At 42.9% G+C, this 21,563-nt stretch carries 17 protein-coding genes; 2 read left to right on the forward strand and 15 right to left on the reverse strand.

Annotated features, from left to right (window positions below):
* From RWS39_RS05110 to RWS39_RS05170, 13 genes are all read right to left on the reverse strand, one after another.
* Positions 1 to 846, reverse strand: coding sequence for an SAM hydrolase/SAM-dependent halogenase family protein (locus RWS39_RS05110; protein ID WP_268731718.1), 846 nt, complete (start codon positions 844 to 846; stop codon positions 1 to 3).
* 224 nt (positions 847 to 1,070) lie between these two features.
* Complete coding sequence (locus RWS39_RS05115) at positions 1,071 to 1,664, reverse strand: MptD family putative ECF transporter S component (RefSeq protein ID WP_314481165.1); 594 nt, start codon at positions 1,662 to 1,664, stop codon at positions 1,071 to 1,073.
* A gap of 511 nt (positions 1,665 to 2,175) precedes the next feature.
* Positions 2,176 to 2,868 carry a methionine ABC transporter permease gene (locus RWS39_RS05120; protein WP_005591809.1) on the reverse strand — a complete coding sequence of 231 codons (693 nt, stop codon included), beginning with the start codon at positions 2,866 to 2,868 and terminating at the stop codon, positions 2,176 to 2,178.
* Between the two features lies 1 nt (position 2,869).
* Entirely contained in the window at positions 2,870 to 3,934 is a 1,065-nt protein-coding gene (locus RWS39_RS05125; RefSeq protein WP_314481167.1) for a methionine ABC transporter ATP-binding protein, read from the reverse strand.
* The gene (locus tag RWS39_RS05130; protein ID WP_314481169.1) at positions 3,924 to 5,300 is read right to left on the reverse strand and encodes a M20/M25/M40 family metallo-hydrolase; all 1,377 of its coding nucleotides are present in this window, start codon (positions 5,298 to 5,300) and stop codon (positions 3,924 to 3,926) included. Before RWS39_RS05130 ends, RWS39_RS05125 begins: the two co-directional genes overlap by 11 nt.
* Before the next feature lie 196 nt (positions 5,301 to 5,496).
* Entirely contained in the window at positions 5,497 to 6,372 is an 876-nt protein-coding gene (locus RWS39_RS05135; RefSeq protein ID WP_314481170.1) for a MetQ/NlpA family ABC transporter substrate-binding protein, read from the reverse strand.
* A gap of 86 nt (positions 6,373 to 6,458) precedes the next feature.
* Positions 6,459 to 7,292 (reverse strand): transporter substrate-binding domain-containing protein, encoded by an 834-nt coding sequence (locus RWS39_RS05140; protein ID WP_045500765.1) that lies wholly within the window; start codon positions 7,290 to 7,292, stop codon positions 6,459 to 6,461.
* A gap of 204 nt (positions 7,293 to 7,496) precedes the next feature.
* Complete coding sequence (locus RWS39_RS05145; RefSeq protein ID WP_314481173.1) at positions 7,497 to 8,633, reverse strand: amidohydrolase; 1,137 nt, start codon at positions 8,631 to 8,633, stop codon at positions 7,497 to 7,499.
* Positions 8,634 to 8,738: 105 nt separating this feature from the next.
* Complete coding sequence (locus RWS39_RS05150; RefSeq protein WP_314481175.1) at positions 8,739 to 9,833, reverse strand: DUF4352 domain-containing protein; 1,095 nt, start codon at positions 9,831 to 9,833, stop codon at positions 8,739 to 8,741.
* Between the two features lie 153 nt (positions 9,834 to 9,986).
* The gene (locus tag RWS39_RS05155) at positions 9,987 to 10,556 is read right to left on the reverse strand and encodes a hypothetical protein (RefSeq protein ID WP_314481177.1); all 570 of its coding nucleotides are present in this window, start codon (positions 10,554 to 10,556) and stop codon (positions 9,987 to 9,989) included.
* A 29-nt stretch (positions 10,557 to 10,585) separates the two neighbouring features.
* Positions 10,586 to 10,996 carry a peptide deformylase gene (locus RWS39_RS05160; RefSeq protein ID WP_314481179.1) on the reverse strand — a complete coding sequence of 137 codons (411 nt, stop codon included), beginning with the start codon at positions 10,994 to 10,996 and terminating at the stop codon, positions 10,586 to 10,588.
* Positions 10,997 to 11,076: 80 nt separating this feature from the next.
* Entirely contained in the window at positions 11,077 to 11,976 is a 900-nt protein-coding gene (gene scrK, locus RWS39_RS05165) for a fructokinase ScrK (protein WP_314481181.1), read from the reverse strand.
* 159 nt (positions 11,977 to 12,135) lie between these two features.
* Positions 12,136 to 14,022, reverse strand: a complete 1,887-nt coding sequence (locus RWS39_RS05170) for a sucrose-specific PTS transporter subunit IIBC (protein WP_314481183.1) — start codon at positions 14,020 to 14,022, stop codon at positions 12,136 to 12,138.
* A gap of 199 nt (positions 14,023 to 14,221) precedes the next feature.
* On the opposite strand from RWS39_RS05170, the gene RWS39_RS05175 reads away from it, so the two are divergent.
* Together RWS39_RS05175 and RWS39_RS05180 are read left to right on the forward strand one after the other, a co-directional pair.
* On the forward strand, positions 14,222 to 15,676 hold the full coding sequence (locus tag RWS39_RS05175; protein WP_314481184.1) for a sucrose-6-phosphate hydrolase: 1,455 nt from the start codon (positions 14,222 to 14,224) through the stop codon (positions 15,674 to 15,676).
* Positions 15,657 to 16,622 carry a LacI family DNA-binding transcriptional regulator gene (locus RWS39_RS05180; RefSeq protein ID WP_125372473.1) on the forward strand — a complete coding sequence of 322 codons (966 nt, stop codon included), beginning with the start codon at positions 15,657 to 15,659 and terminating at the stop codon, positions 16,620 to 16,622. Before RWS39_RS05175 ends, RWS39_RS05180 begins: the two co-directional genes overlap by 20 nt.
* Positions 16,623 to 16,966: 344 nt before the next feature.
* Here the strand turns inward: RWS39_RS05180 and RWS39_RS05185 are convergent, their stop codons facing one another.
* Both RWS39_RS05185 and RWS39_RS05190 read right to left on the reverse strand, forming a co-directional pair.
* Positions 16,967 to 20,785 carry a pullulanase gene (locus RWS39_RS05185; RefSeq protein WP_125378892.1) on the reverse strand — a complete coding sequence of 1,273 codons (3,819 nt, stop codon included), beginning with the start codon at positions 20,783 to 20,785 and terminating at the stop codon, positions 16,967 to 16,969.
* Positions 20,786 to 21,334: 549 nt separating this feature from the next.
* Positions 21,335 to 21,541, reverse strand: coding sequence for a hypothetical protein (locus tag RWS39_RS05190; protein ID WP_125372475.1), 207 nt, complete (start codon positions 21,539 to 21,541; stop codon positions 21,335 to 21,337).
* Positions 21,542 to 21,563 lie beyond the last annotated feature (22 nt).

The raw sequence follows: 21,563 nt of genomic DNA on the forward strand, positions 1-21,563 counted from the left end.
TTAATTTTCTATACGTTTAATCTCAATATGCCATTGAGCACCAACTCCAACATTATAGGCCTTGGCAAAGGAACCTTGGTTAATAGCCAAGCCCACTCGATAGAGGGAATTGATGTACAAAATCGGCTGACCAATACGGACATCTGCAAAGGACTTGCCATAGGTCACTTGGTTTTGATAGACCAACATATCATTATTGTAGATAGTGACTTCAAAGCGGTCGCCAAAGTTGGGCTCTAAGGTACAGAACTCCTCGCGCGTAATCGAAGTCCAAAGCGAGCCAAAGCGAACATCCAAAATATCAATAGCTCCGCTGACAAAATTATCCGCCAGCCTTGTTTCGACAACAGGGATTTCAACAATTTCTTCGACACTCAACTCTGGGCCAACTTCCTCAAAACTGATATGGCCGCTAGCCAGCTTGGCACCTGTGTAGGCATAGACATCTCGCCCGTGGAAGGTATAAGAATGCTCGGTATTCTTGCGACGATTTTCCACTTCTGAAATCTCACGAATAGCTACGATACCGACATGCTTTTTGATAAAGGACAGAGTACCATTATCAGGTGTCACGATATATTGATTTTTGCTGGTCTTAGCAACCACGCTTTTCCGCTTGGAACCCACTCCCGGATCCACGACCGAAACAAAGGTCGTACCCTCTGGCCAGTAATCTACTGTCTGAAAGAGACGATAACTGCCCTCAAAAATATTGTAAGGGGTGATATCATGGGTTAAATGATGGATTTTCAGCGTTGGTGATTCCTCCAAAGCCACTCCAATCATAGCCGACACCGCTCCATCTACCAGACCGAAGTCCGACTGCAGCACTAATATGTTGTTCATCTTATTCCTCCCAGGCCCTGAGCCTGATATTCTCCAAGTCCTCTAATCTTACCAAAATTAGGCTCTTTTCGCTAGAGCTGGAGGCATAGAATTTTTTTATAACCGTCTATTTCTCAAAGATATAGCATGCAAGCTAGGGCATTTTTCTGGATCAAACTTATGCCAGAACAATTCCTTGAGTAGGCTAAGATAGGAAAGTCCCACCTTTCGTCTGGCTTGACTTTTTATGACTGAGAGGCAGCTTTTACACTGCGCTTTTTTACCAGATATTGACCCAGCAGGCCACCGATTAAAGCACCTGCCACTACCATCACGATAAAACTAGCGATGGTCGGAAAATCAAACGGCAGCAAAATCCGATTGATGTATTCTGCTGTCTTACCACGCGCTACCAAGCTATCAATATAAGCTTGACGCGCTAGCCACATGAGGATAATAGGCCCCGAATTGACAAAAGAGAAACAAACAAAGGAAATCAGATTCAAGAATTTATTTTCGTATTTGCCCAAGCCTGCAATCGTGTCCGCCAAGAGACCGAACACCAAACCTGGTAGACCAGCAATGATAAAATGACCAGACAGGAGGAAGAAGCCTCCCATTATTAGGCCTACTAAGCTGATCGCTCCAAATTTTTTAATCTTGCTTTGCAGCAACATATAAACGCTTCCGCCAAAAACTGCAGCAAAAACTGGAGCATAGAGCATATTGCCAGCATTGTCAAAAAAGTGCCCTACTAGTACTCCTAGTCCGACACAGAGAAAGTAGAGCAGAGCAAAGACTCCCGTCCATTTCAACTCTTTAAGTGTTAACGATGTCATTATTGAATCCTTTCTAATTGTGAAGCTATAACTTCATAAAACTATTGATAGCTATATCCTTGATATGTGCAAATGCGCATTTCATGCTTTGCCATCCTTCCTACAGGAGGAAGTTCTAGCAAGGTTTGTAGATCTAGCATCCTTGATAAGCTTTCTTCCTAGGAAAACTAATTGTTTATTAAAGCAACTTTCCTCGGCATGGGCAAAATCCAGCACTGCCAAGAAGTAATGTGTTATGCTATTTTTCCATACTTATCTTTATTTATTATAGCATTATGAAAATAGAATGTAAATTAAATTTTCAGACTTTTCAAAGGATGATAGCCGACAAAAGGAGGCTGGGACAAAAGTCCTAGCCTCTCAATTGTCTTTGGATTGTCGAGCAAGACGCAGTGGTTGAGTGGGCTCTACTACGCTGATTTCATCAGCTTTTACAGCCCTACTCAACTGTGCGGAGGTGGGACGACGAAATCGAATTCTAACGAATTACCGATTTCTGTCCCACTCTCGTCTAGCGATGACTGATTTTTCTGGTTAAGAAATCGCCCAAAAACTGGATAAAGAAGATAAGAAGTAAGAGCAAAACAGTTGCTAAAATGGTCACGTCTTGGTTGAAGCGCTGATAACCATAGGCAATCGCTACGTTTCCAAGGCCACCTGCACCGATCGCTCCCGCCATGGCTGTTTCACCAACTAGCGAGATTAGGGTCACTGTTGTCACCCGAATCAAGTCTGGCAAACCTTCGCGCAGATAAACGCCGATGATATCCCATGAGTTAGCTCCAACCGCCTGCGCTGCTTCAATCACACCGCGATCCAATTCTGATAGAACCACCTGCACCTGACGGGCAAAGAAAGGAAAGACTGCCAAAGATAGCGGTACTAAAGCCGCTGTTGGTCCAATCCCTGTCCCTACAATCATCCGTGTGAAAGGATTGATCAAAGCTAGGAGAATGATAAAGGGAATTGCCCGAAAGATGGATGTGACCTTGTCCAAGATGAAAAAGGCTGTTTTATTTTCTAAAATACCACCTGGCGCTGTCAATACCAGGAAAAGTCCAGCGATCAAACCTAGAATCCCACCGATCAGGAAGGAAATAATTGTCATATAAAGGGTCAGATAAATCGCTGTTCCCCAGCCAGCCTGACCAGCCCAGCCCATCTTATAGACATTGGGCAAAAATGTTTTAATCAAGTCTATCAATCTAAATTCCTCCCTTAAGCACCTTTAATTCTACGCCAGCAGCTTGCAAATTGCTTTGAGCAGACGCAAGGTTTTCTGCATTTCCTGACAAAATGACTACCATCTCCCCGACAGGCACATTGTCTAAAATCTCAATGTTAGCATGTAAAATATTGGCTGAAACTTGATACTGCTTGTAGATATCGTTGATAATGGCTGTATCTGTCACCGTACCAGCATATTTCAAATGCGCCAATACAGAATCCGCTGGCAGGTCTTGCACAATCTTCTGTTGATTGATTTTAACCATCGCTTCAGTGATGCCTGTTGCTGTGGTGATAAAGTCTTGGGTCAATTCGTTCTGTGGATTGGTAAAGATATCCAAAACCGAGCCTTCCTCGATCAATTTCCCATTCTGCATAACAGCTACACGATTAGCAATATCTTTGACAATCTGCATTTCGTGCGTGATCAGTACAATCGTCAGCCCCAACTTTTGATTCAAATCCTGAAGCAAGGTCAAAATTTGCTTAGTTGTTTTAGGATCCAATGCCGAAGTCGCTTCATCTGAAATCAAGATTTTTGGGTCATTGGCCAAGGCTCTAGCAATCGCCACGCGCTGCTTCTGACCGCCAGAAAGCTGAGACGGATAATTATCCGCTCGATCTTCCAGACCTACCAATTCTAAAAGTTTGCGAACCTTCTCCTCTTTTTCAGCAGCAGACAGGGAAGAGTGCTTCAAGGCAAATGCGACATTTTCCTTGGCCGTCATCTGAGCCATCAGATTGAAATGCTGGAAAATCATGCCAATATCCTTGCGCTTTTCCCGCAGTTGAGCCGCATTCAATTGGACGCTTTCTTTGTCATACAGGACTGTCCCATCCACAGTGATGCGTCCACCCGATGGCTTCTGCAGGAGGTTAATAACCCGCACCAAAGTTGACTTTCCGGCACCAGAATAACCTACGATACCGTAAATATCCCCCTGATTGATGTGAATGGTCACATCTTCAACCGCCTTGATGACACGATTTTTCTGTGTAAAAGTGACATCAATACGGTCTAATTTGATAATTTCATTGCTCATAACTTCTGATTAACTCCTTGATTAATTCAATATGGGTATAATAATCGGCAATCTTGACATTTTCATCGCCACCATGATCTCGACTATTGGCATTTCCCAAGCCAAAAGCAGCCATCGGAACTTCCAAAGCCTCAAAGACTGTATGCATGGGTCCTGTTCCTGCCGATGTCGGAAGCACCGAGATGCCCTCTGGATAAAAATCCTTGGCCAGTTCAATCACATTCAGGATAGAAGGGGCACTCATATCACTACGATAGCTCATTTCTCCCAGTGTATAGGTTAATTCTACCTTATCATAGCCATTTTTGTCCAGTTGCTTGCGAATCTTGTCCAAGACATCATGGGGCTCTAAGCCTGGTACCAAGCGCACTTCCATCTTGGCAGATGCATATGCTGGGAGGATGGTTTTGACTCCTTGTCCCTGATAGCCTGAACCGAATCCTTCAATGTTAATGGCTGGCTCAAAATAGAAGCGACGCAGAAATTCCTGCCTGTCCTCTTTCAAGACTGGAAGCTGGAGGCCGTAAATTTCTTTCAACTCTTCTGGTGTTTTCAGAGCATACTGGGCAATCAAAGCCAGCTCTCGCTCATTGGGCTCCTGTACTTGCTCATAGATGCCCTCCACCAAAATCCGACCGTCAACACTACGCAGGCTAGAAATAGCATCCATCAAGTACCAAGAAGCTGAATTAATGACACCGCCATAACTAGAATGGATATCGACTTCTGCACTACGAACAGACATATCAAAGGTGACAATGCCCTTATTTCCACCAGAAATCTCTAGCTGGCCTAGATTATTACGCGTGCCCTGCTCCCAGACCAGCAAATCTGCTCCCCGCAAATGTTTCTTATGCTTGGCTAGGTATTTATCCAAGTCTGTTGAAGCTGACTCCTCTGCTCCCTCCATCATAAAAATGATATTGACTGGCAGAGAACCTTGCTCTCGGATATACTTACGCACCGCTGTCAAACGAGCAGTAATGTGCCCTTTGTCATCATCGACCCCGCGGCCGTACATGACACCGTAGTGGACCGACAGAGTAAAAGGATCGTTTGTCCAAGGCTGGTCATTATCAGCTGGTACCGTATCATAGTGGTTGTAGAAAATGATGGTCTTGGCCTCAGGATTGTCTGACTGAAACTCTGCCAATACAAAGGGAGCCGTGTAGCTGTCATCAATTATCACTTTAGCACCCGCGGCAGTGAAAATTTCTCCCAGATAGGTAGCTACCTCCTTGAGCCCAATTTGCTGGGCAAAGATAGACTTTTTAGAAATCAAGGTTCGCAACACCTCAAAATAGTGTTGGGCCACCTCGTCATTTTCAAACTTTTTAATTTGTTCACTCTCAGTTGAGAAAGGCATGTGTAACTCCTACTAATCGCATCTGTTTAAAGATGATCTGCGATGATTCACGAAAGCTGCTATCTTGTAAGTCTACAGCTCTCCATCAAAAATTGCCAAATCATCTCTGCCAATAAAAACTCTAACTAATAGCAGATAAAGGGCTGGAGAAATCCATTCCCCGCCCTTTCTATCTTCAATTATTTTCTATAAAATCTTACCAAACTGGTTGATCCATACCATCTGAAGATTCTTCAATGACTTTTTTAACTTCGTCAGTATGGTAAGCCTTGATGATTTTCTTGATGGCGTCTGCCTTGTCAGATTTTTCCCAATCTTTCTTAGCAGCAATCAGATTGTACCACAATTTAGAATTTTCATCTGTCTTTTCTTTGTAAAGAGCGCTCTTGTAGTCAATACCAGCTTCACGAACGAAGGTATTGTTGACAACCGCTGCATCTACAGAAGTAAGAGAAGCTGCTGTTTGAGAAGCATCCAATTCAGAAATTTTCAAGTTTTTCTTGTTTTCTTTGATGTTAGCAACAGTCGCAAGCTTCGTTGAATCCACGTCCAACTTGATCAAACCAGCTGCTTGAAGAAGATTCAAAGCACGGCTTTCGTTTGTTGGGTCATTTGGCACGGCAATGCTTCCGTTTTCTGGAATGTCTTTCACATCAGTATATTTGTTTTTACCATCTTTAGTACCAGAGTAAAGGCGGATTGGTGCGATATACGTATCTGCTACAGACACCAAGTCAGCATTGTTTTCTTTATTCCAGTTTTTCAAGTAGTAGTAATGCTGGAAGGCATTGATGTCTACATCGCCATCGCGAACTGCTTGGTTAGGCTGAGAATAGTCTGTAAATTGGGTGAACTCCAATTTAACACCTGCTTTATCCTTATCAAGGATTTCTTGAACCTTGTTCCAACGTGCTTCTTCTGTATCGCTGAGGCTCATCACACCAACTTTTACAGTCACTGTTGCACTGTCTGCTGACTTAGCGTTTTTTGATGTTGAAGACGAGCAAGCTGCCAAACCAAATGCTGCTATAGCTAAGAGTGCTGTTGCACCAAACCATTTTTTCAATTTCATGAGATAATCTCCTTATAAAATATATTTTTTTCTAATGAAAGGGTTGTAAGTTATTTCCGATTGCTTAGAGCAAAGAAAATCAGAACTTACTTGATATCCTTGGCATCTGGCAAATAAGTGCCGCCAAAGAACTCTTTTGATAATTTTTCAAGTGTTCCATCCTCGTAGAGTTCCTTGATCCGCTTGTTCATGAAGGTTTGAAGCTCTTCTTGTCCTGAAGCAAGGATTGGATATACATAGGGTTGTTGGTCACTTGGAAGTTCAATCACTTCGACATTATCTAAACCTTGGTCTTTGATGATGGTATCTACTGTGATACGTTCAAAGATCTTGTAGTCTGAGCGACCATCGTTCAAATTAGCCAAGATTTGCTGGATTGTACCATCTGTGTAGTTGATGGTTGTTGGATTTGAACTGTGTTCTTCATTGTACTTTTCCAGTTGTTTGGCTGTTGAAGTACCTTGAACAACCTCAGTAGACTTGCCTCCGATATCGTCCAGCGACTTGATATTCACTCCTTTACGAACCACCAAGACGGTTGGGTTTTTAGCGTAAGGGTTGGTATAGAGGTATTTACCAGCACGATCTTCTGAATAACTGATGTTATTGGCACCGATTTGGTAGCGGTCACTGTCCAAGCCAGAGAAAACAGAAGCCCATTTGGTTTTGTTGAAGTTGACTTCATACTTATCTGAACCTTTAAAGATTTCACGAAGCACTTCAATTTCGTAACCAGTTAGTTTTCCGTCCTTATCCTCATAAGAGAAAGGCTTAGTTGTTCCAACCGTTCCGACTTCAATCGTCTTTTTCTTTGTAGTACTATCTTTACTTGCAGAAGACGAGCAGGCTACAAGCAGCCCAACTGCAAGACTTCCTACCACAGCAGTGGCAGTGTATTTCAATATTTTTTTAATATTCATATCTCTATCTCCTCCTAAAGAGCATGTTTCTATCATACCAAAAGTCGAAAATCCTGACCATTATATATTTTTTATCAAGGTGATAGATTTTCTTTATCACTGATTCGATTATTCAAACTATTTGAAAATATCGAAATCTTGTTTTTCTATGATAACAAAAGAAGAGGAGCTTGCCTAGTTCTTATTTTCTATGAAAGACTATAGTTATTTCTTATAGTGTTTGAGGAGGAAGATGGCGTTTTCGACATAGTAAGGCACAGAAACCTGAAAGGCCGCATCGTCAATCGTCATGCTATCATGGTGCAGGTCAGGCGCATCTGCCGCACCATTTGAGCCGATAAAGGCAAAGACACCAGGGATTTTTTCCTGGTAGAAGGCAAAGTCTTCGCCAGCTGAAGACGGCTGAGCAGGCAGTAGCTCCCCGATATTCTGAGAATTTTTAAAAATAAGCTCGGCTAATTCTGGATCATTATAGGTCACTGGCGGAGTCTGATCCCAGACAATGGCGACCTTCGCACCGAAATTCCCCGCTGTATGCTCCACAATACGGATAAAATCTGCTTTCAAACGCTTCTGCAAATCAGGATTAAAACAACGAATGGTGCCTTCAAAGAAGCCATTTTGCGGCAGAACATTCCAAGTCGCCCCAGCCTCAATGTGGGTTATAGATAAAACAACTGGCTCAAAGGGCGAGACAGTCCGAGAAACCAGAGCTTGAAGATTTTGAATCATGCTGGTCAGAGTCAGCACCGTATCCACTCCCAAATCTGGCCGAGCCGCATGGCTGCTGACTCCCTCCACAGTCACCTTAAACTTTTCCACGCCTGCCATCATAGCTCCCGGCTTCAAGGCCATTTGCCCAGCTTTTAACTGTGGCATATTGTGAAAACCGATAATCGCAACTACATCATCCAGCAAGCCCGTAGCCAGAACTTGACTGGCTCCTTGGGAGGTTTCCTCAGCTGGCTGAAAAATCAGACGAATGGTTCCCTGTAAATCTTCTTCCATAGCCTTAAGCAACTCCGCCGCTCCCAAAAGACTAGTCTGATGAAAATCATGGCCGCAGGCATGCATGACACCAGGATTTTGGCTAGCGTAAGGCAGACCTGTCTGCTCTAAAATGGGCAGGGCATCAATATCTGCCCTTAAAGCGATCACTGGCTCTCCTTGACCAATTTCGGCAATCAATCCCGTCTCTAAGCCAGAGTCCAAGATTTTTATCCCCAAGTCTTGCAAATAACGGCTTAGAAAGGCTGTCGTTTCATACTCTTGGCCAGACAGCTCTGGATACTGATGAAGATAATGACGTGTTTTTACTAATTTATCATAGAATTGTTTCATGGCAGGCTCCTTTACTCTACATATCTATTCTCCAGTATAGCACAAAGCTAGACTAGGAAACAAAAATAGAGAGCAGAATGAAGCATCCGCCCTCTCATCTTGCTATTAAGATATATCGCCTTCAAAAGCTCTGACTATGGATTCATAAGAATAATCACGCTCTAGGACCCATTTGCCATCTGTTTTGACAAATTTCAACTGATAATCTCGTTCTGGCGTAAGAAGAGGACGTGAATCCATTCCAGCCATCATGTCATTGGCATAGCTCTTATCGGTAGCTTTGTAGACGTCACTCAGACTTCCATATTCAGAACGATGCTTATCATAAAAATCTTGACGGTAGGTATACATGGTTTTATTTAGACTGACCGTTCTCGGTTTGATCTTGATAACGATTGAATTTGGCATATACTGGGCTACTGTGTAATCAATTTCTGAGCGTTTGGCATTACTTTTCACATAAGCATCAATGAAAGCGTTGATTTCATCATCACTAAAAGGATAGTCATGCAATTTACGTGTAAAATCTGATGCAAAAGCCGCTCTATAATCTTTTTTATCTTGCTCCAAGTCGCCGCCCAAAACCAAATCGCCTTTGTCTTTAGAAGATTTTGTCTTTGCTTCTCCTCCCAAGAAAACAGCATTGAGGTAATCAGAAGCTAAATTCTTTGATTCGTCAACGTGATTAGGATATTTCGCAGGATCAACCTTTAATTTGATGGCTTCTGCTTTTTCATCTGAGCTATAGTTTTTCTTCTCATAGTGAAGTTCATATTTCTTGCCATCTTCAACCTTAAAGACCAGATTACCAGAAAGAGTTTTTCCTTCCGCTAAATCTTCATAGCTCAGTGTTTTGAAGTTTTCTTTATCATCATAGACTCCGACCGGCTGGATCTTTTCTCCCTCTGAATCATAAAAACCAATGTCTGAGGAGGAAATCATGATCTTATCATTTGTTTTATTCTTAATTTCCAAAGACAAGGCCAAGTATTTGGCATCAGCTGATCCGTTGCTTGGCATAATAAACTGACCATCCTTAATCTGGATATCAACCTGCCCATTGCTGGCTGATTTTTTGACAGTTGTCTCCTGATTTGGCTTACCAGAATGTTTTTTATTTGGACTTGGAAGCAAGGCACAGGCTGTTAAGCTCACACCTGCCACAAGCAAGGCTGTGTATTTAAATACTTTTTTCATCATTGTCTCCTTAATTTCTTAATGCTGTGACTTTTCTATTTTATCATACTTGGCTAAACTGGTAAATAGCGTTCGAAACCATAAATATATATAAATGTAATTTTGCAATCGCTAGAATGACCAAGCAGATCTTATCTCTACTCCATAATAATATTTCTATGGAAAGAGCCACTTGATATGCGGAGCAAGTTGGGAAATTTCTTGATGAAGTTCATTAAAGCTAGTGTTTTTCACATCAGCCAAGTCTAAAGAGACAGCACTCTCCTCTTGATTTTTAGGATAGAAATATAAAATTCGACTGGTCGGTTCTGAAGATGTCATCCTAGGTCGAGATATATCGTATTCAATTTGCTCAATCTCCTGCCACAAGAAGTACTTCTCTCTTTTAGCAGAGAAGCCTCTCAGCCTTATTCCCATCTCATCCATCTCTAAAATCGGTGGTTTATGATTCGAAATATAGCCTAGAACGATCATAAAAATAGCGGTTATGCCCATTCCCCAATAGAGCGGATTGAGCATATTGTTGCTTTCTTCAGTAGTCTGCCTGCTTCTTTGGTCTTCTTTGCTGGTAGGACTCCTATGAACCAGTTGATTGCTACTATTTTGACTTGTTGACTCAGGGGAGACCTTATTCATAGATACAGAAGCCATGAAAAAAAAGATAGCAAAGAGTAAGGCAAAGCCCATGGCATAAAATGTTGCGCCATCGCGCTGATATACTTTCATTCTATTCCTATCCTTTCCAGATACCTTTCCTATATGAGAATTCCTTCCAAATGGTCCAATTCATGCTGACAGATTTGCGCTGGAAAATCCTCTAACGTGATGGTCTTCTTCAGCCAATTCTGATCCAGATATTCGACAGTGATTTTCTGGTAACGAATGGTTGACCGACTGCCTGTCAAAGATAGACAACCTTCTTCCGTTTCATAAGGGCCAGACTTCTGAATGAGAACTGGATTAAACATAACCATGGGCAGCATGCCATACATAAAAATAATCACTCGCTTTTGGTAACCAATCATATTCGCAGCAAGACCGACACAAGACTCTCTATGCGCCAACAAGGTATCCTGCAAGTATTGGGCTAAAAATAGGTCGGCCTTTGTAGCTGGGACTGATTTTTGCTGTAAAAAGAAAGGATCTTTCACAATTGCTTTTTGCATCTTTCACCTCAAATGGAAGAGGCTGGATTCCCTATCTCAGCCTCCTTAGTTTATTTGAACACTCTCAACGCCTTGTTTACTTATTTTGCATAGCGTTGGCTAATATCTTTTGCAAGGACAAAATTTCCTAGTGTGGCTGAACCATTTCCTGCGACAGCTGGTGTGACAATGTAGTCACGCACATCTGGCACTGGCAGGTAACCATTGAGCAGGACAGTAAATTTCTCACGGACACGGTCTAACATGTGCTGCTGCGCCATCACGCCACCGCCAAAGACAATGACATCTGGACGGAAAGTCACCGTCGCTTGAATAGCTGCCTGCGCAATATAGTAAGCCTGAATATCCCAGACAGTATTATTGAGCTCAATGTTTTCACCACGTACACCAGTCCGCGCTTCTAGACTAGGACCAGCCGCCAAGCCTTCCAAACAGCCCTTGTGGAAAGGACAAACGCCATTAAAGCCTTTTTCCACATCCATTGGGTGCTGAGCTACATAGTAGTGCCCCATCTCTGGATGGCCTGTACCCCCAACAAACTCACCACGTTGGATAGCACCAGCGCCAATTCCCGTTCCAATCGTATAATAAACTAGATTTTCAATGCGACCGCCAGCATTATTGCGGGCTACAACTTCACCATAAGCAGAGCTGTTGACATCTGTCGTAAAGTAAATAGGCACATTCAAAGCACGACGAAGCGCTCCCACGATGTCTACATTTGCCCAATGTGGTTTTGGAGTTGTCGTAATGTAGCCATATGTTTTTGAATTAGGATCAATATCAATAGGACCGAAAGAGCCGACTGCCAGACCAGCTAGATTGTCAAAACGAGAGAAGAACTCAATCGTTTTATCCAGTGTCTCAATCGGTGTAGTCGTAGGAAACTGTGTCTTTTCTACAACATTAAAATTTTCATCGCCCACAGCACAGATAAATTTGGTTCCACCGGCTTCTAAACTTCCGTACAATTTTGTCATTTCAAACACCTCTTGTATTCTTTATACTCCATTATAGCATATTTCCATATTGGAAATGGCTCTATATTTTAGATTTTCCTCTGTAAATCTTAGCACTCAAGTAAAAAACGAACAAACATAAGTTGTTCGTTTTCCTTTGTTGACTTTCTATAGCTAAGATTAAGCTTTCACTTCAATAATCGCATCGCCTTTAGCAACAGTTCCTTCTGCTACTGGAGTCACAGAAGCGTAGTCAGCTGTGTTAGTCACGATAACCATAGTCGTGTCATCCAGACCAGCTGCTGCGATTTTAGCTGAATCAAAAGTTCCAATAATATCGCCAGCTTTGACTTTAGAACCTTGAGAAACTTTTTGATCAAATCCTTCGCCATTCATAGACACTGTGTCAATACCAACGTGGATCAGGATTTCAGCACCATTAGCTGTCTTCAAACCATAGGCATGGCCTGTCGCAAAAGCAATTGTCACTTCTGCATCAGCTGGGGCGTAAACGACACCTTCAGTTGGCTTGATCGCAATCCCTTGACCCATAGCTCCGCTTGAGAAAACAGGATCATTTACATCACTCAAAGCTACTGCACCACCAACAATTGGAGAAATGATTGTTTCATCTTGGAGAACTGCTGGAACATTGCCAGTTGTTTCTTCTTCGACCAGACGCTCTGTAGTAGCATTCGTAGCAACTTCAGCTTCATCTTCGTAACCAAACATGTAAGTAAGGGCAAAACCAAGAGCAAATGATACAGCTACCATGAAGAGATATTGGAAGAGTTGTCCATTACCAATGTAAAGCATGGTACCTGGGATGATAGTGATACCATTACCAGTACCAGCAAGGCCAAGGATAGAAGCCAAGCCACCACCGACAGCACCAGCGATCAATGAAAGGAAGAATGGTTTGCGGTAACGCAAGTTAACCCCGAAGATAGCAGGCTCTGTAATACCAAGGAAGGCAGAAAGAGCTGCTGGGAAAGCAAGAGTTTTGAGTTTAGGATTTTTAGTTTTGACACCAACGGCAACAGTTGCAGCACCTTGAGCTGTCATAGCTGCAGTGATGATAGCATTGAATGGGTTAGCATGGTCAGCTGCGAGCAATTGCACTTCAAGCAAGTTGAAGATATGGTGTACACCTGATACGACAATCAATTGGTGAACTCCACCGATCAACAAACCACCTAGACCAAATGGCAAGCCAAGAATAGCTTTTGTACCAATAAGAATGTAGTTTTCAACAACGTGGAAGACTGGTCCGATAACGAAAAGTCCAAGAATTGACATCACCAAAAGGGTTACAAATGGTGTGACCAAAAGATCCAGAACATCTGGAACAACCTTACGGACTGCTTTTTCAAACTTAGCTCCGACAACCCCAATAATGAAGGCTGGAAGAACAGAACCTTGCAAACCAACAACTGGGATGAAGCCAAAGAATTTCATAGCAGTCACTTCACCACCTGATGCTACTGCCCAAGCGTTTGGAAGCGAGCCAGATACAAGCATCATACCAAGAACGATACCAACGGCTGGATTTCCACCGAATACACGGAAGGTTGACCAAACTACCAGACCTGGTAGGATAATGAAGGCTGTATCTGTTAAGATTTGAGTATAGGTCGTTACATCATCTGGAAGCGTCATTCCAAGAGCGTTCAAGAGACCACGAACACCCATGAAGAGACCAGTTGCTACGATAACTGGGATGATTGGTACAAATACGTCACCAAATGTACGGATGGCGCGTTGGAACCAATTCCCTTGCTTAGCAGCTTCTGCTTTCATGTCATCTTTTGATGAAGTCGGCAAACCTAAGGCTACAACTTCGTCATAGATTTTATTAACCGTACCTGTACCAAAGATGATTTGGTATTGGCCTGAGTTAAAGAAAGCTCCCTGAACTTTTTCTAGGTTCTCGACAGTATTTTTGTCGATTTTACCTTCATCTTTAACCATGACGCGCAGACGAGTCGCACAGTGGGCTACACTGTTAACGTTCTCACGTCCACCCAAGGCTTCGATGACCTTTTTTGCAATTTCAGTATTATTCATTTGCAAAAATCTCCTTATAAAAATATTGTAAAACTTTTTGAAAGCGATTTTATCACCTTTACGAATATTATTTTACCATGATTCAAAAATATGTCAAGCGTTTTGCAGAAAAAATATTTTTTTACTGTTAAATGTTGATTTTTCGACAGAAAACGTTTACTATAGTAATAAAAAATAATATGATTCGGAGGACAAAAGATTGGCTTGGACGACTGAAAAACGCTACAAACGCTATGAAGACTGGACTCAGGAAGAGGTACAGCAGATTAAAGAAAACATCGCTAAATCTCCTTGGCGGGCTAACTACCATGTGGAGCCTCAGACAGGTCTGCTCAATGACCCCAATGGCTTTTCTTACTTTGACGGCAAGTGGGTGGTGTTTTATCAAAACTTTCCTTTCGGGGCTGCACACGGTCTCAAATGCTGGGTTCAATTAGAAAGTGATGACCTAGTTCACTTCACTGAAACTGGCCTTCGGGTGCTGCCAGATACTGCTCTGGACAGCCACGGCGCCTATTCTGGCTCTGCCATGCAGTTTGGCGACAAGCTCTTTCTCTTCTATACTGGTAATGTTCGTGATGAGAATTGGGTGCGTCACCCCTATCAAATCGGCGCCTTGTTAGATAAATCAGGCAAGCTGGAAAAAATTGACAAGGTCTTGATTGAACAACCTGCTGAAGCGACTGACCACTTCCGCGATCCACAGATTTTCAACTACAAAGGGCAATTCTATGCTATTGTCGGTGGGCAAAATCTAGACAAGCAAGGCTATGTCAAGCTGTACAAGGCTGTTGATAACGACTATACCAACTGGGAAGCCGTCGGTGATTTAGACTTCGCCAATGACAAGACAGCCTACATGATGGAGTGTCCAAACCTTGTCTTTATCAATGACCAACCAGTCCTGCTCTATTGCCCTCAAGGTTTGTCTAAGGACATACTGGATTATGACAACATTTATCCAAATATGTATAAAATAGGTCAAGCGTTTGACACAAATCAAGCTGCTATGATTAATCCTAGCCCAATCCAGAATTTAGACTATGGCTTCGACTGCTACGCGACCCAAGCCTTTAATGCACCTGACGGTCGCGCACTGGCTGTCAGCTGGCTAGGCTTGCCTGATGTGGAATACCCATCTGACCGCTTCGACCATCAAGGAACCTTCTCACTCGTCAAGGAATTAACCCTGAAAGACGGCAAGCTCTACCAATACCCAATCTCAGCAATCAAGGACTTGCGAGTAGAGGCTCAGCCTTTCGCTGCTTTGGCAGAAAGCAAGAACAGCTATGAACTAGAGCTGAATCTTGCTGCAGACACTGAGCATGAAATCGTCCTCTTTGCAGACAAGGATGGCAAAGGCCTACGCATCAATTTTGACCTCAAGGCAGGACAAGTGACGGTTGACCGTAGTCAGGCAGGCGAGCCATTCGCACTAGACTTTGGAACCAGCCGAAGCTGTGATATTGACAAAGAAGCCACAAGTGCTACTATCTTCATCGATAAATCAATTTTTGAAATTTTCATAGATAAAGGAGAGAAAGTATTTTCCGGCCGTGTCTTCCCGAGAGAAGACCAGACAGGCATTGCCATTACCAAAGGCAATCCAACCGGCACTTACTATGAATTAGATTATGGTCGCAAAGCTAACTGATGTAGCAAAACTTGCAGGAGTCAGCCCCACAACTGTTTCCCGCGTCATTAACAGAAAAGGCTACTTATCCGACAAAACGATTTCTAAGGTTGAAGCAGCCATGCGAGAATTGGCCTACAAGCCCAACAATCTGGCGCGTAGCCTCCAAGGAAAATCAGCCAAGCTGATCGGACTCATTTTCCCCAATATCAGCAATGTCTTTTATGCAGAATTGATTGGCAAGCTAGAGCACGAGCTCTTTAAACAAGGCTATAAAACCATTATCTGCAATAGCGAGCACGACTCTGACAAGGAGCGTGAATACCTTGAAATGCTGGAGGCTAATCAGGTAGACGGCATTATTTCCGGTAGCCACAATCTAGGCATCGAAGACTACAATCGCGTGACTGCTCCTATCATTTCCTTTGACCGTAACCTTTCACCAGATATTCCAGTCGTCTCCTCAGACAACTATGGGGGCGGGGTGCTGGCGGCTCAGACCTTGGTCAAGGCTGGCGCTCAAAACATCATCATGATTACTGGCAATGACAATTCCAACTCACCGACCGGCCTGCGCCATGCTGGCTTCGCCTCTGTCCTGCCGGACGCTCCTATCATCAATGTGTCTAGCGACTTTTCTCCAGTCCGAAAGGAAATGGAAATCAAACACATTTTGACCCACAAGAAGCCAGATGCTATCTTCGCTTCAGATGATTTGACAGCTATTCTAGTCATGAAAGTCGCTCAGGAGCTAGACATCCAGATTCCTGAAGATCTAAAAATCATCGGCTACGACGGCACCTACTTTGTGGAGAACTACTACCCTCAGCTGGCAACCATTAAGCAACCGCTGAAAGAGATTGCCAAACTTCTGGTCGATTTACTGCTACAAAAAATTGACAAGCAAGAAGTCACAACAACGGGCTACTTCCTGCCAGTGAACCTCTTACCAGGCAAGAGTGTGTAATTTTCATTCAATCCCTACTAAATAAGAAAATGGAGTTTGGGACAAAAAGATTTCAATTTTTAAAAATCTTAATTATTAAGCCCTTGAAATCTATAATTAAATGCGAAAAGCGAACAAAACAGAATTCTGATTACCAGAAAACTAGTTTTGTTCGCTTTTTATATTTGAGGTCGGACTTTTGTCCCAGACTCCTCAATTGTCTTTGGATTGTCGAGCAAGACGCAGTGGTTGAGTGGGCTCTACTACGCTGATTTCATCAGCTTTTACAGCCCTACTCAACTGTGCGGAGGTGGGACGACGAAATCGAATTCTAACGAATTACCGATTTCTGTCCCACTCTCACTTTATTGCTTCTTTCTAAAAGTGAACAAGCCAGCCAAGAAGGCAAGAGAACCACCTAAAATCGCCAGCAGGGAAGTTTCTGTGCCCGTTTTCGGCAAGACTTTTTCTGTCGAAGCTGTCACACTAGGACTTACTTTGTCCTGCTGTGGCTCTGCAGCAAGTGGCTTTTGACTCTCTGACGATAGAGATGTAGATGGAACTTGAACAAGCTTATTGGACAAGCTAGGACTAGGGTTTTGTTCTTTTTGAAGCTCCTTAACGCTGCCTTGAGACGGTTTTTGCTGGGTGTCTTTACTTGTATCTTGAGGCTTTTCTTCTTGAGCTGGACTCGCCTTTTTAATCCGCAAAATTGTCGCTGTCAGCGGAGCTAGGGTCAAGCCATTGCTGTTTCTGGTGACGCCAGCTGGATTCGAAATAGCTGTAATTCCTGCGCTATTGCCATCAGCCACAACCTCTGCACCTGCTAGATGTTTGTAGGTTTCACCAAAGTTGAAGTTTCGCTCCTTTTTGTCTGCATTGACAAAGACTGCATAAATATCGCCATTTGAAGCAACCACTTGGTAGCCGAGAACAAGATCCTCTTTCTCAACGCCATCCTTGCCAGGCTGGGTAATGAGAGTCACATTTTGATCTACTTCATCTTTGGAACTGCGAGTGAAGGCGTCCGTTGATTTCCGCAGACTAATCAAGCCCTTCATATAGGCACGGCTCTTGGCATTTTCTGGGAATTTCTCCGAATCAGTCGCCTTGGTCCAATCAAAATGATTGACCGCGTCGCTCGAATCATAAGAATCATGAATGAAATACGGATATTCAAACGGCGTGCCGTCCTCATTGGTCAACAAATGCGCTTTGTTTGGGACCTTGTCTTCGGAAACAGGATATTTATAGGCAGGATCGCGGAATTGCTTGGTTCGGCCGTATTCTTGTCCAGAGTGGATAAATGGTGTTCCTTGCGAAGTCAGCATCATCAGATTTCCCAGGCGCAGACGGCGATGGATCTCTTGATTATTGGCAGCGACTGCTGGATCTTTCTTGATTGACTGGGCAATGATATCAAAGAGGGTCAGATTATCATGGGCTGCAATGTATTGGATCACATCCCCTGGGCTATCTGCCTCAAAATTGGTTGGCTGTGCCTTGATATTCTTGAAAACATCTTCTACATTTCGTTTACCACCAGTGATAAAGGCTGGTGTTCCCTCATTTGGATAACCTGATTTCAAGGTGTTGCGAATATCATCTGAGAAGACCGCCACCGTGTCTGTTGACTTCATCCAAGTTTGGTCAGCAGGCTGGACTGCTTTATTTTCATCACCTGCATAAGTCTTCCAGCCCTCACCCAGCATAATGAGATTTGGATTGAGCTTTTTAGCTTCTTCAAAAGCTTTTTGAATGGACTCTGCATCATGGTCTCCCATCATATCAAAGCGGAAACCATCTACCTTGTACTGCTCTGTCAGATACTTGATCGAATCCACCAAGACCCGTCTGCTCATATAGTGAGTAGTCCCCAAGCGGCCGCCACCAAAGCTGGTTCTCGGTGTACCATCCGCGTCCATAAAGTGGTAGTAGTTGGGCTCCAAGTCCTCAAAGATAGAGGTCTTGGCTGTGTGATTATAGACCACATCCATGATAACGCCCATGCCACGCTTATGAATTTCATTGACAAGATTTTTGAATTCCTCAATGCGCTTAGCTGGGTCTGTCGGTGTGCTCGAATACATACCTGTCAGCGAGAAGTAGTTTTGCGGGTCATAGCCCCAGTTATAGTTGCTGTTGCTGGAAGCATACTTGTCCATGCGCTCAGCATTTTTCAGCTCATTTACAAAGTAATAACTCAGAACTGGCAAGAGCTGAACATGAGTCACTCCTAGTTCTTTCAAATAATCCAATTTCTCAATGAAAGCTGAGAAGGTTCCAAATTGAGATTTCAAATCCTTTGAAATAGCTGGATCTGAAGTGAAATCACGGACATGTGCCTCATAAATCAAGGCATCTTCCCGCTTCTTGAAGTTCGGAATAGTAGCATAGGTCAGATCTTTCGGTCCATATTCACTTGGATCTACAAAGGCTGCCTTGGCAATCTTGTAGGCATCCCCCTTGTCCGCATCTTCATTGTTCCAAGCTGCTAAAGACTTGGCATATGGGTCTAGCACAAGAACTTTTTTACCACCACGGCTAATTTCATAATGATAGAAATATCCACGATAGTCAGAAAGACCTAGCCCGCTCTCAGGCGTCAAACTACTAGTCCATGTGCCAGACTCCCCCTTCTGCATAGCTATGCGCCCAAGAACCTTGTTCTGATCTTTTTTGTCATAGACCACCAAATCGACTTGGTCCGCACTTGGTGACCAGAAGGTCAGATCCACTTGTTTGCCCGCTTGAGAAACACGCGCGCCCAAATCACCATCATACTTGTAAAGGCTGTCCTTCAACTGCCAGTTCATGCTGGTTTTGAATTGGTCATTGCCATATTTGATAAGGTAAGGTGACTGAGCTTGATTAAAATCACCGATTAATTTTGCGCTTTTATTCTTAGAGTCCAGAACCACATCTTTAACAGTGACTTCTCCACCATCTTTGTTGGTAATTTTTAGGTTTTTCAGAATATCTTCTTTTTTAGCATTTTCTAAGGTAGAGAAAGTCGCCTCAATTTCTGTCAGGCTAACATGCTGGGCTCCTGTCATGCGGATATCATTGACAAAGTATGGGTTGGTATAAACCGTTGGATCCGCATCACGCAAGAAAATCTGGCTAGTTTTACCCAAATTTGCGAAATTATAATCCTGTTTTTGAATCTTCACATCATCTCCTGACTTACTTTCATCTAAAAGCAGGAAACCAATCATCTTTGCAGCCTCTTTCAAAGGAACATCTACGTAGCGACCGTATTTCCCAGTCTTTTCAAAGTCCACGCCATCAGGCCAATTTTGACCTGGACGTTGCACATCTCCCCAGAGCCAGAGGGATTTCTTATCATACTGACCATCTGTACGATAATAATTGATGCGAAGCATTCCTTCTTTCAAAGGCTCGGAGGTATGAGGATTATAGTCTTTGTCAAACCAAACTTCATTCATCTGAGGGCTCAGCAGCTCAACTGTCTTATCACCTGTAATGTTTTGACCTGCCGTATTGTTGATTAAGAGACTAACCTTGCTTCTTTTCTCTGCCATCTTGACATCAAGGTAATAGCCATAATCATCTTTTTTAGCTGTCGCAAAACTAGTCGCACCAGTCGGCCAACCTCCCTTTTGACCAGAAGGCGTTTCAACATCATCCCAAGTCCATAAGCCTAAGCTATCCAGATTTTCGGATGGCAGATTTTTGAAATGGAAACGCATATGGCCATCTGCGATAGCATCCTTGGTCGATGTCTCCGACTGACTAGTTGACGCTGGCTTTTCTTTCTCGTCAGATACAACTGTTTCCTTTGCTTCTTTACCAGCTGCTTCTGGGGTCGCACTAGATTCTGCACCCTCTGTCGGCTGAGCAGCTTGATTTACTACTGCTTCAGGCTGGGCGCTTTTCTCAATATTGACTTTTTGTTTGCTTTCTTTTTGCGCTGAACTATCCACTTCCTCAGTTTTGGCTTCAACCTCTGGCTTAGGCAAAGCTTCTGAATTAGCAGCTGATACTGCTTCCGTTGCTGGGCTAGTCGTAGCCTTTGTCTCATCTGCTTTGGCTAACTGGGCACCTCCAAAGAGAAAGCCAGACGCAATCACGACAGATGCTACTCCGACTTTTAAGCGACGAATCCCAAAATAATGACGCTTTTCACTGGTCCGAGACTGTAGATGATAGTTTCTTTTCATAAATAAAAAAACTCCTTTATTTTTTCCTATAGAAAATACGTATGCAAACGTTTTCTGTATTTATTATACAGATTCTCTATCGAAATGTAAAGGTTTTCATAGACCATTTTTTTATTCCAAAGCTTTATGTATGATTTCAGATTCCTTTTATAGGAAATCCACTGGCTCTCTCTTTGTTGTTTAAGATAATGAAACGAAATATTTCTTTAGACTCATCAAAAAAAGAGTGGGACAGAAATCGGTCATTCGTTAGAATTCGATTTCGTCGTCCCGCCTCCGCACAGTTGAGTAGGGCTGTAAAAGCTGATGAAATCAGCGTGGTAGAGCCCACTCAACCACTGCGTCTTGCTCGACAATCCAAAGACAATTGAGAGGCTAGGACTTTTGTCCCAGACTCTTCTTTTAAAGTCTTTTTAATGTCGTTCAATCCCTGATTGCCTTTTGGTGTTAGAATCACTAGCGCTTTCCTTAGGCTATCACCTGCATTTCAATAGCACTGTCCGTTTTTTTAGAAAGATAAGATTTTCCCAAACTTTAAAGAAAATCGAACTAATCTATATAGAAAAATCTTCTATAAATTCGAGCAATTGTTAAAACAATGATTAAAAATATAGCTATTATAGACAATACTATTTTCCCAAAACTTACTTCCGAACGAATTATAAAAATGTGAAAGAGAGGTGCCAATCCTACACCTATAGCAATTAGATAACTAGCAAAGTTTATTGCACCAAGACCTGCAAAAAAATGTTTCATTTTTAATACCTAACTTTTTACC

Origin of the sequence: Streptococcus cristatus (assembly GCF_963529205.1) — a bacterium.
In the GTDB taxonomy this organism is placed as follows: Bacteria; Bacillota; Bacilli; order Lactobacillales; family Streptococcaceae; genus Streptococcus; species Streptococcus cristatus_O.